Consider the following 11,245-nt stretch of genomic DNA (forward strand, 5'->3'; position numbering starts at 1 on the left):
ATATTAGGGATTGAAATGAAAACGGAGAATGAGAAAATATGGCTTTAACAGCAGGTATCGTTGGTTTGCCAAACGTTGGTAAATCAACACTATTTAATGCAATTACAAAAGCAGGAGCAGAGGCTGCAAACTATCCATTTGCGACGATTGATCCAAACGTTGGAATGGTTGAGGTTCCAGATGAACGCCTACAAAAATTGACTGAAATGATCACTCCTAAAAAGACAGTTCCAACAACATTTGAATTTACAGATATCGCAGGAATTGTAAAAGGAGCTTCAAAAGGAGAAGGACTAGGGAATAAATTCTTGGCCAATATCCGTGAAGTAGATGCGATTGTTCATGTAGTTCGTGCTTTTGATGATGAAAATGTTATGCGTGAGCAAGGACGTGAAGACGCCTTTGTGGATCCACTTGCAGATATTGACACCATTAACCTGGAATTGATTCTTGCAGACTTAGAATCAGTCAATAAGCGTTATGCGCGTGTAGAAAAGATGGCACGCACGCAAAAAGATAAAGAATCAGTAGCAGAGTTTAATGTTCTTCAAAAGATTAAACCAGTCCTTGAAGATGGAAAATCAGCTCGTACAATCGAATTTACAGATGAGGAACAAAAAGTTGTCAAAGGTCTTTTCCTTTTGACAACTAAACCAGTTCTTTATGTTGCTAATGTTGACGAGGATGTGGTTTCAGAACCTGACTCTATCGACTATGTCAAACAAATTCGTGAATTTGCAGCGACAGAAAATGCTGAAGTAGTCGTCATTTCTGCGCGTGCTGAGGAAGAAATTTCTGAATTGGACGATGAAGATAAAAAAGAGTTTCTTGAAGCCATTGGTTTGACAGAATCAGGTGTAGATAAGTTGACGCGTGCAGCTTACCACTTGCTTGGATTGGGAACTTACTTCACAGCCGGTGAAAAAGAAGTTCGCGCTTGGACTTTCAAACGTGGTATGAAGGCTCCTCAAGCAGCTGGGATTATCCACTCAGACTTTGAAAAAGGATTTATTCGTGCAGTAACCATGTCATATGAGGATTTAGTGAAATACGGATCTGAAAAGGCCGTAAAAGAAGCTGGACGCTTGCGTGAAGAAGGAAAAGAATATATCGTTCAAGACGGCGATATCATGGAATTCCGCTTTAATGTCTAAAAAATTTAATGAATAGTGTCACTTAGGTTGGAAAAAATTCCAACCCTTTTGGCTTTTGAAAGGAAAAATAAATGAGCAAATTACTTGTAGGATTAGGAAATCCAGGGGATAAATATTTTGAAACAAAACACAATGTTGGTTTTATGTTGATTGACCAACTAGCGAAGAAACAGAATGTTACTTTTACACACGATAAGATATTTCAAGCTGACCTAGCATCCTTTTTCCTAAATGGAGAAAAAATTTATCTTGTCAAACCAACGACCTTTATGAATGAAAGTGGAAAAGCGGTTCATGCTTTATTGACTTATTATGGTTTGGATATTGAAGATTTACTCGTCATTTACGACGATCTTGACATGGAAGTTGGGAAAATTCGTTTAAGAACAAAAGGCTCAGCGGGTGGTCATAATGGTATCAAGTCTATTATTCAACATATTGGAACTCAGGTCTTTAATCGTGTTAAGATAGGAATTGGAAGACCTAAAAATGGTATGTCAGTTGTTAACCATGTTTTGAGTAAGTTTGACAAGGATGATTATATTGGTATTTTACAGTCTATTGACAAAGTTGACGATTCTGTAAACTACTATTTACAAGAGAAAAACTTTGAAAAAACGATGCAGAGGTATAACGGATAAATGGTGACCTTATTAGATTTATTCTCAGAAAATGATCAGATAAAAAAATGGCATCAAAATCTGACAGATAAGAAAAGACAATTAATGTTAGGCTTGTCAACTTCTACAAAAGCTTTAGCAATTGCTAGTAGTTTGAGACAGGAAGATAAGATTGTGTTGTTGACGTCAACTTATGGAGAAGCAGAAGGACTTGTTAGTGATCTTATCTCTATCTTGGGTGAGGAACTTGTCTATCCATTTTTGGTAGATGACTCCCCTATGGTCGAGTTTTTGATGTCTTCACAAGAAAAAATCATTTCACGGGTTGAAGCCTTGCGTTTTTTGACTAATTCATCTAAGAAAGGGATTTTAGTTTGTAATATCGCAGCAAGTCGATTGATTTTACCGTCTCCAAATATATTCAAAGATAGTATTGTAAAAATAACAGTTGGTGAAGAATATGACCAACACGCGCTTATCCATCAGTTAAAGGAAATAGGCTATCGAAAGGTTACACAAGTACAAACTCAGGGCGAATTTAGTCTTCGAGGAGATATTTTAGATATTTTTGAAATATCCCAGTTAGAACCTTGCCGAATTGAGTTTTTTGGTGATGAAGTAGATGGTATCAGGTCGTTTGAAGTCGAAACACAATTATCAAAAGAAAATCAGACAGAACTCACAATCTTTCCAGCTAGCGACATACTTTTGAGAGAAAAGGATTATCAACGAGGTCAGTCAGCTTTAGAAAAACAAATTTCAAAAACGTTATCACCTATTTTAAAATCATACTTAGAAGAAATTCTTTCAAGTTTTCACCAAAAACAAATTCATTCTGATTCCCGGAAATTTTTATCTTTGTGTTATGACAAGATATGGACTGTTTTTGACTATATTGAAAAAGATACCCCAATATTCTTTGATGATTATCAAAAATTAATGAATCAGTATGAAGTATTTGAAAGAGAATTAGCACAATACTTTACAGAAGAATTACAGAACAGTAAAGCATTTTCTGAGATGCAGTATTTTGCAGATACAGAGCATATCTATAAAAAACAGAGTCCGGTTACCTTTTTCTCTAATATGCAAAAGGGTTTAGGAAATCTCAAGTTTGATCAAATTTATCAATTTAATCAATATCCTATGCAGGAGTTTTTCAATCAATTTTCTTTTCTAAAAGAAGAAATTGAGCGATACAAAAAAATGGATTATACTATTATTCTGCAGTCTAGCAATTCAATGGGAAGTAAAACATTGGAGGATGTGTTAGAGGAATATCAGATTAAATTGGATTCTAGAGATAAGTCAAGAATCTGTCAAGAATCTGTAAACTTAATCGAGGGCAATCTCAGACATGGTTTTCATTTTGTAGATGAAAAAATTCTGGTGATTACTGAACATGAGATTTTTCAAAAGAAATTAAAACGTCGTTTTCGAAGACAACATGTTTCAAATGCAGAGCGCTTAAAAGATTATAATGAACTTGAAAAAGGGGACTACGTTGTTCACCACATTCATGGAATTGGTCAATACCTAGGAATTGAAACCATTGAAATCAAAGGGATTCACCGCGATTATGTTAGCGTCCAATACCAAAATGGTGATCAAATTTCTATCCCAGTAGAACAGATTCATCTACTGTCTAAATATATTTCAAGTGATGGGAAAGATCCTAAACTCAATAAATTAAATGACGGTCATTTTAAAAAAGCAAAGCAAAAAGTTAAGAACCAGGTAGAGGATATAGCTGACGATTTAATTAAACTTTATTCTGAACGCAGCCAGTTGAAGGGTTTTGCTTTCTCAGCTGATGATGAAGATCAACATGCTTTTGATGATGCCTTCCCTTATGTTGAAACGGATGATCAACTTCGTAGTGTTGAGGAAATCAAGAGAGATATGCAGGCTTCTCAACCAATGGATCGACTTTTAGTTGGGGATGTTGGTTTTGGAAAGACTGAAGTTGCTATGCGTGCAGCCTTTAAGGCAGTCAATGATCACAAACAGGTTGTCGTTCTAGTTCCGACGACGGTTTTAGCGCAACAGCACTATACGAATTTTAAGGAACGATTCCAAAATTTTGCAGTTAATATTGATGTATTGAGTCGATTTAGAAGTAAAAAAGAGCAGACTGAAACACTTGAAAAATTGAAAAACGGTCAAGTTGATATTTTGATTGGAACACATCGTGTTTTGTCAAAAGATGTTGTGTTTGCTGATTTGGGCTTGATGATTATTGATGAGGAACAGCGATTTGGTGTCAAGCATAAGGAAACCTTGAAAGAACTGAAAAAACAAGTAGATGTCCTGACCTTGACAGCAACGCCAATTCCTCGTACCCTTCACATGTCTATGCTGGGAATCAGAGATTTATCTGTTATTGAAACTCCTCCAACTAATCGCTATCCTGTTCAGACCTATGTTTTAGAAAAGAATGATAGTGTGATTCGTGATGCAGTCTTGCGTGAAATGGAGCGTGGAGGTCAAGTTTACTATCTTTATAATAAAGTTGACACGATTGACCAGAAGGTTTCAGAATTACAGGAGTTGATTCCAGAAGCTTCAATTGGTTATGTTCACGGACAAATGAGTGAAATCCAGTTAGAAAATACTCTATTAGACTTTATTGAGGGACAATACGATATTTTGGTGACGACTACCATTATTGAGACAGGGGTGGACATTCCAAATGCCAATACTTTATTTATTGAAAATGCGGACCATATGGGCTTGTCAACCTTGTATCAGTTAAGAGGAAGAGTCGGTCGTAGTAATCGTATTGCTTATGCCTATCTCATGTATCGTCCAGAAAAATCAATTAGTGAAGTATCTGAGAAGAGATTAGAAGCGATTAAAGGATTTACAGAATTGGGATCCGGATTTAAGATTGCTATGCGAGATCTTTCGATTCGTGGAGCAGGGAATCTCCTAGGAAAATCCCAGTCTGGTTTCATTGATTCTGTTGGTTTTGAATTGTATTCGCAGTTATTAGAGGAAGCTATTGCTAAACGAAACGGTAATGCTAACGCTAACACAAGAACTAAAGGGAATGCTGAGTTGATTTTGCAAATTGATGCCTATCTTCCTGATACTTATATTTCAGACCAACGACATAAGATTGAAATTTACAAAAAAATTCGTCAAATTGACAACCGTGTCAATTATGAAGAGTTACAAGAGGAGTTGATAGACCGTTTTGGAGAGTACCCAGACGTGGTAGCTTATCTTTTAGAGATTGGTTTGGTCAAATCATACTTGGACAAGGTCTTTGTTCAACGTGTGGAAAGAAAAGATAATAAAATTACAGTTCAATTTGAAAAAGTCACTCAACGACTGTTTTTAGCTCAAGATTATTTTAAAGCTTTATCCGCAACGAACTTAAAAGCAGGCATCGCTGAGAATAAGGGATTAATGGAGCTTGTATTTGATGTTCAAAATAAGAAAGATTATGAAATTTTAGAAGGTCTGCTGATTTTTGGAGAAAGTTTATTAGAGATAAAAGAGTCGAAGGAAGAAAATGCCATTTGATATTTTTCTTCTATAAAATAGATAAAAATGGTACAATAATAAGTTGAGGTAATAAGGATGAGATTAGACAAATATTTAAAAGTATCGCGAATTATCAAGCGTCGTACAGTCGCAAAAGAAGTAGCAGATAAAGGCAGAATCAAGGTGAATGGAATCTTGGCCAAAAGTTCAACGGATTTGAAAGTTAATGACCAAGTTGAAATTCGCTTTGGCAATAAGTTGCTACTTGTAAAAGTACTAGAGATGAAAGATAGTACAAAAAAAGAAGATGCAGCAGGCATGTATGAAATTATCAGTGAAACACGGGTAGAAGAAAATGTCTAAAAATATCGTACAATTGAATAATTCTTTTATTCAAAATGAACACCAACGCCGTCGCTACCTGATGAAAGAACGGCAAAAACGGAATCGTTTTATGGGGTGGGTATTGATTTTGATTATGCTATTATTTATCTTGCCAACTTTTAATTTAGCGCAGAGCTATCAGCAATTACTCCAAAGACGTCAGCAATTAGCAGACTTGCAAACTCAGTATCAAACTTTGAGTGATGAAAAGGATAAGGAGACAGCATTTGCTACCAAGTTGAAAGATGAGGATTATGCTGCCAAATATACACGAGCGAAGTACTATTATTCTAAGTCGAGGGAAATAGTTTATACGATTCCTGACTTGCTTCAAAGGTGATAAAATGGAAAATTTATTAGACATAATTGAGCAATTTTTGAGTTTGTCAGATGAAAAGCTGGAAGAATTGGCTGATAAAAATCAATTATTGCGTTTACAAGAAGAAAAGGAAAGGAAGAATGCGTAAATTCTTAATTATTTTGTTGCTACCAAGTTTTTTGACCATTTCAAAAGTCGTTAGCACAGAAAAAGAAGTCGTCTATACTTCGAAAGAAATTTATTACCTTTCGCAATCTGACTTTGGTATTTATTTTAGAGAAAAGCTAAATTCTCCTATGGTTTATGGAGTGGTTCCTATTTATGCGAATGAAGATTTAGTAGTGGAATCTGGAAAATTGACTCCCAAAACAAGTTTTCAAATAACCGAGTGGCGTTTAAATAAACAAGGAATTCCAGTATTTAAGTTATCCAACCATCAATTTATTGCTGCAGACAAACGATTTTTATATGATCAGTCAGAGGTGACTCCAACAATAAAACAAGTATGGTTAGAATCTGATTTTAAACTGTACAATAGTCCTTATGATTTAAAAGAAGTGAAATCATCCTTATCAGCTTATTCACAAGTATCAATCGATAAGACCATGTTTGTAGAAGGAAGGGAAGTTCTACATATTAATCAGGCTGGGTGGGTAGATAAGGAATCAACTTCTGAAGAAGAGAATCGGATGAGTAAAGTCCAAGAAATGTTATCGGAAAAATATCAGAAAGATTCATTCTCTGTTTATGTTAAGCAACTGACTACTGGAAAAGAAGCTGGTATCAATCAAAATGAAAAGATGTATGCAGCTAGTGTTTTGAAACTACCTTATCTCTATTATGCGCAAGAAAAAATAAATGAGGGTCTTTATCAGTTAGATACGACTGTAAAATACGTATCTGAAGTCAATGATTTTCCAGGTTCTTATAAACCAGAGGGAAGTGGTAGTCTTCCTAAAAAAGAGGATAATAAAGAGTATTCTCTCAAGGACTTAATCACAAAAGTATCAAAAGAATCGGATAATGTAGCTCATAACATATTGGGTTATTACATTTCAAACCAATCTGATTCCACATTCAAATCCAAGATGTCTGCCATTATGGGAGATGATTGGGATCCAAAAGAAAAATTGATTTCTTCCAAGATGGCCGGGAAGATCATGGAAGCTATTTATAATCAAAATGGATTTGTGCTAGAGTCTTTGACTAAAACAGATTTTGATAATCAGCGAATTGCCAAAGGTGTTTCTGTGAAGGTAGCTCATAAAATTGGGGATGCGGACGAATTTAAGCATGATACGGGTGTTGTCTACGCAGATTCTCCATTTATTCTTTCTATTTTCACTAAGAATTCTGATTATGATACAATTTCTCAGATAGCTCAGGATGTTTATGAGGTTCTAAAATGAGGGAACAAGATTTTTTAAATCATTTTCTCAAGAAGGGATATTTCAAAAAGCATACTAAGGTGGTGCTAGCTCTTTCTGGTGGACTAGATTCTATGTTTCTATTTAAGGTGTTATCTACGTATCAAAAAGAGTTAGAAATTGAATTGATTCTAGCTCATGTGAATCATAAGCAGAGAGTAGAATCAGATTGGGAAGAAAAGGAATTAAGGAAGTTGGCTGCTGAAGCAGAGCTTCCTATTTATATCAGCGATTTTTCAGGAGAATTTTCAGAAGCGCGTGCTCGACATTTTCGTTATGATTTTTTTCAAGAGGTCATGAAAAAGACAGGTGCGACAGCTTTAGTTACTGCCCACCATGCTGATGACCAGGTGGAAACGATTTTGATGCGTTTGATTCGAGGCACTCGTTTGCGCTATCTATCAGGAATTAAGGAGAAGCAAGTAGTCGGAGTGATAGAAATCATTCGTCCCTTCTTGCATTTTCAGAAAAAAGACTTTCCACCAATTTTTCACTTTGAAGATACATCAAATAAGAAAAATCATTATTTTCGAAATCGTATTCGAAATTCTTATTTACCAGAATTAGAAAAAGAAAATCCTCGATTTAGAGATTCAATCTTAAGTATCGGTAATGAAATTTTAGATTATGACTTAGCTATAGCTGAATTATCAAAGAATATTGATGTAGAAAATTTAGAGCAGCTATTGTCTTACTCTGAGTCGACACAAAGAGTTTTACTTCAAACTTATCTGAATCGTTTTCCAGATTTGAATCTTACAAAAGCGCAGTTTGATGAAGTTATGCAAATTTTAAAAACTAAAAGCCAGTATCGTCATCTGCTTAAAAATGGCTATGAATTGATAAAAGAGTATCAACAGTTTCAGATTTGTAAAATCAGTCCGCAGGCTGATGAAAAGGAAGATGAACTTGTGTTACACTATCAAAATCAGGTATCTTATCAAGGTTATTTATTTTCCTTTGGACTTCCTTTAGAAGGTGAATCAATTCAGCGAATACCTGTTTCACGGGAAACATCAATACACATTCGTCATCGAAAAAGAGGAGATTTTTTGATTCAAAATGGGCATAGAAAAAAACTCAGACGTCTATTTATTGATTTGAAAATCCCTATGGAAAAGCGAAAATCTGCTCTGATTATTGAGCAATTTGGTGAAATTGTCTCAATTTTGGGAATTGCGACCAGTAATTTGAGTAAAAACACGAAAAATGATATAATGAACACTGTACTTTATATAGAAAAAATAGATAGGTAAAAAAATGTTAGAAAATGATATTAAAAAAATCCTCGTTTCACACGATGAAATTACAGAAGCTGCTAAAAAATTAGGTGCTCAATTAACTAAGGACTATGCAGGAAAAAATCCAATTTTAGTTGGGATTTTAAAAGGATCTATTCCTTTTATGGCTGAATTGGTCAAACATATTGATACACATATTGAAATGGACTTTATGATGGTTTCTAGCTACCATGGTGGAACAGCAAGTAGCGGTGTGATCAATATCAAGCAAGATGTGACTCAAGATATCAAAGGAAGACATGTTCTATTTGTAGAAGATATCATTGATACAGGTCAAACTTTGAAGAATTTGCGAGATATGTTTATTGCAAGAGATGCAGCTTCTGTTAAGATTGCAACCTTATTGGATAAACCAGAAGGACGTGTTGTAGAAATTGAGGCAGACTATACCTGCTTTACTATCCCAAATGAGTTTGTAGTAGGTTATGGTTTAGACTACAAAGAAAATTATCGTAACCTTCCTTATGTTGGAGTATTAAAAGAAGAAGTGTATTCAAATTAGAAAGAACAATTTTTAATGAAAAAACAAAATAATGGTTTAATTAAAAATCCTTTTCTATGGTTATTACTTATTTTTTTCCTAGTTACAGCTTATCAGTATTTTAGTACAGGTAGTGTTGCAGGGAAAAGTGAGCAAATTAATTATACAGAATTGGTAAAAGAAATTACCGATGACAATGTAAAAGAATTAACCTACCAACCAAATGGCAGTGTTATCGAAGTTTCGGGTGTCTATAAAAATCCTAAAACAAGTAAAGAAGAAACAGGCATTCAGTTCTTTTCTCCATCTGTTACAACAGTAGAGAAATTTTCAAGTATTATTCTTCCCTCTGATACCACAGTATCAGAATTGCAAAAACTTGCTTCGGACCATAAGGCAGAAGTAACTATTAAGCATGAAAGTTCAAGTGGTATGTGGATTAATCTACTCGTATCCATTGTGCCATTTGGAATTCTATTCTTCTTCCTATTCTCTATGATGGGAAATATGGGAGGAGGAAATGGCCGTAACCCAATGAGTTTTGGACGTAGTAAGGCTAAAGCTGCAAATAAAGAAGATATTAAAGTAAGATTTTCAGATGTTGCTGGAGCTGAGGAAGAAAAACAAGAACTAGTTGAAGTTGTTGAGTTCTTAAAAGATCCAAAACGATTTACAAAACTTGGAGCCCGTATTCCAGCAGGGGTACTTCTGGAGGGACCTCCGGGAACAGGTAAGACTTTGCTTGCTAAGGCAGTCGCCGGAGAAGCAGGCGTTCCATTCTTTAGTATCTCAGGTTCTGACTTTGTAGAAATGTTTGTCGGAGTTGGAGCTAGTCGTGTTCGTTCTCTTTTTGAAGATGCCAAAAAAGCAGCGCCAGCTATCATCTTTATCGATGAAATTGATGCTGTTGGACGTCAACGTGGAGTTGGTCTTGGCGGAGGAAATGACGAACGTGAACAAACCTTGAACCAACTCTTGATTGAAATGGATGGTTTTGAGGGAAATGAAGGGATTATTGTCATTGCTGCGACAAACCGTTCAGATGTACTTGACCCTGCCCTTCTGCGTCCAGGACGTTTTGATAGAAAAGTATTGGTTGGCCGTCCTGATGTTAAAGGTCGTGAAGCAATCTTGAAAGTTCATGCTAAGAACAAGCCTTTAGCAGAAGATGTAGATTTGAAATTAGTTGCTCAACAAACTCCAGGTTTTGTTGGTGCTGATTTAGAGAATGTCTTGAATGAAGCAGCCTTGGTTGCCGCTCGTCGTAATAAATCGATAATTGATGCTTCAGATATTGATGAAGCAGAAGATAGAGTTATTGCTGGTCCTTCTAAGAAAGATAAGACAGTTTCACAAAAAGAACGTGAATTGGTTGCCTATCATGAGGCAGGACATACCATTGTTGGTCTAGTCTTGTCGAATGCTCGCGTTGTCCATAAGGTTACAATTGTACCACGTGGTCGTGCAGGTGGTTATATGATTGCACTTCCTAAGGAAGACCAAATGCTTCTATCTAAAGAAGATATGAAAGAGCAATTGGCTGGCTTAATGGGTGGACGTGTAGCTGAAGAAATTATCTTTAATGTCCAAACTACAGGAGCTTCAAACGACTTTGAACAGGCGACACAAATGGCGCGTGCAATGGTTACAGAGTACGGTATGAGTGAAAAACTTGGCCCAGTACAATATGAAGGAAACCATGCTATGTTTGGGGGACAGAGTCCTCAAAAATTAATTTCAGAACAAACAGCTTATGAAATTGACGAAGAAGTTCGTTCATTATTGAATGAAGCACGAAATAAAGCTGCTGAAATTATTCAGTCAAATCGTGAAACTCACAAGTTGATTGCAGAAGCATTATTAAAATACGAAACATTGGATAGTACACAAATTAAAGCTCTTTATGAAACAGGAAAGATGCCTGAAACCGTAGAAGAGGAATCTCATGCATTATCTTATGATGAAGTAAAGTCAAAAATGAATGATGAAAAATAACCCCAAGAGAGGCAAGACCTCTCTTTTTTGTGCAGTTTAGATGGTGTAGGGAACAGAATGGGGGAAATGGGA

At 35.6% G+C, this 11,245-nt stretch carries 10 protein-coding genes; all 10 read left to right on the top strand.

Annotation, left to right across the window (positions count from 1 at the left end; translation table 11 throughout):
- Positions 1–38: 38 nt before the first annotated feature.
- The 10 genes from ychF to ftsH all read left to right on the top strand — a co-directional run bounded on the left by ychF (position 39) and on the right by ftsH (position 11,173).
- Positions 39–1,154 carry a redox-regulated ATPase YchF gene (ychF, locus tag SMSK597_RS12355; RefSeq protein ID WP_001218707.1) on the top strand — a complete coding sequence of 372 codons (1,116 nt, stop codon included), beginning with the start codon at positions 39–41 and terminating at the stop codon, positions 1,152–1,154.
- 71 nt (positions 1,155–1,225) lie between these two features.
- Positions 1,226–1,795 (top strand): aminoacyl-tRNA hydrolase, encoded by a 570-nt coding sequence (gene pth / locus SMSK597_RS12360; protein ID WP_000040628.1) that lies wholly within the window; start codon positions 1,226–1,228, stop codon positions 1,793–1,795.
- Positions 1,796–5,305 (top strand): transcription-repair coupling factor, encoded by a 3,510-nt coding sequence (gene mfd, locus SMSK597_RS12365; protein WP_000258125.1) that lies wholly within the window; start codon positions 1,796–1,798, stop codon positions 5,303–5,305.
- 57 nt (positions 5,306–5,362) lie between these two features.
- The gene (locus SMSK597_RS12370) at positions 5,363–5,629 is read left to right on the top strand and encodes an RNA-binding S4 domain-containing protein (RefSeq protein ID WP_001234978.1); all 267 of its coding nucleotides are present in this window, start codon (positions 5,363–5,365) and stop codon (positions 5,627–5,629) included.
- Positions 5,622–5,990: a septum formation initiator family protein gene (locus SMSK597_RS12375; RefSeq protein ID WP_000041903.1), complete on the top strand. Its 369-nt coding sequence runs from the start codon at positions 5,622–5,624 to the stop codon at positions 5,988–5,990. The genes SMSK597_RS12370 and SMSK597_RS12375 overlap by 8 nt, the downstream gene beginning before the upstream one ends.
- Before the next feature lie 4 nt (positions 5,991–5,994).
- Positions 5,995–6,117 carry an SP_0009 family protein gene (locus tag SMSK597_RS14005; protein ID WP_000429331.1) on the top strand — a complete coding sequence of 41 codons (123 nt, stop codon included), beginning with the start codon at positions 5,995–5,997 and terminating at the stop codon, positions 6,115–6,117.
- A complete protein-coding gene (locus SMSK597_RS12385) occupies positions 6,110–7,378 on the top strand; it encodes a serine hydrolase (protein WP_001224743.1) in 1,269 nt (422 codons plus the stop codon). Before SMSK597_RS14005 ends, SMSK597_RS12385 begins: the two co-directional genes overlap by 8 nt.
- Positions 7,375–8,652: a tRNA lysidine(34) synthetase TilS gene (gene tilS, locus SMSK597_RS12390; protein WP_001209054.1), complete on the top strand. Its 1,278-nt coding sequence runs from the start codon at positions 7,375–7,377 to the stop codon at positions 8,650–8,652. Before SMSK597_RS12385 ends, tilS begins: the two co-directional genes overlap by 4 nt.
- Before the next feature lie 4 nt (positions 8,653–8,656).
- On the top strand, positions 8,657–9,199 hold the full coding sequence (hpt, locus tag SMSK597_RS12395; RefSeq protein ID WP_000892171.1) for a hypoxanthine phosphoribosyltransferase: 543 nt from the start codon (positions 8,657–8,659) through the stop codon (positions 9,197–9,199).
- Positions 9,200–9,214: 15 nt separating this feature from the next.
- A complete protein-coding gene (gene ftsH / locus SMSK597_RS12400) occupies positions 9,215–11,173 on the top strand; it encodes an ATP-dependent zinc metalloprotease FtsH (protein WP_000744567.1) in 1,959 nt (652 codons plus the stop codon).
- Positions 11,174–11,245: the final 72 nt, after the last annotated feature.

This window comes from Streptococcus mitis SK597, from assembly GCF_000148545.1.
Lineage (GTDB): Bacteria > Bacillota > Bacilli > Lactobacillales > Streptococcaceae > Streptococcus > Streptococcus mitis_C.

Bases quoted from the DNA above. Each gene is read 5' to 3' on its own strand.
- ychF (WP_001218707.1), top strand. From the start codon at position 39: ATGGCTTTAACAGCAGGTATCGTTGGTTTGCCAAACGTTGGTAAATCA.
- pth (WP_000040628.1), top strand. From the start codon at position 1,226: ATGAGCAAATTACTTGTAGGATTAGGAAATCCAGGGGATAAATATTTT.
- mfd (WP_000258125.1), top strand. From the start codon at position 1,796: ATGGTGACCTTATTAGATTTATTCTCAGAAAATGATCAGATAAAAAAA.
- SMSK597_RS12370 (WP_001234978.1), top strand. From the start codon at position 5,363: ATGAGATTAGACAAATATTTAAAAGTATCGCGAATTATCAAGCGTCGT.
- SMSK597_RS12375 (WP_000041903.1), top strand. From the start codon at position 5,622: ATGTCTAAAAATATCGTACAATTGAATAATTCTTTTATTCAAAATGAA.
- SMSK597_RS14005 (WP_000429331.1), top strand. From the start codon at position 5,995: ATGGAAAATTTATTAGACATAATTGAGCAATTTTTGAGTTTGTCAGAT.
- SMSK597_RS12385 (WP_001224743.1), top strand. From the start codon at position 6,110: ATGCGTAAATTCTTAATTATTTTGTTGCTACCAAGTTTTTTGACCATT.
- tilS (WP_001209054.1), top strand. From the start codon at position 7,375: ATGAGGGAACAAGATTTTTTAAATCATTTTCTCAAGAAGGGATATTTC.
- hpt (WP_000892171.1), top strand. From the start codon at position 8,657: ATGTTAGAAAATGATATTAAAAAAATCCTCGTTTCACACGATGAAATT.
- ftsH (WP_000744567.1), top strand. From the start codon at position 9,215: ATGAAAAAACAAAATAATGGTTTAATTAAAAATCCTTTTCTATGGTTA.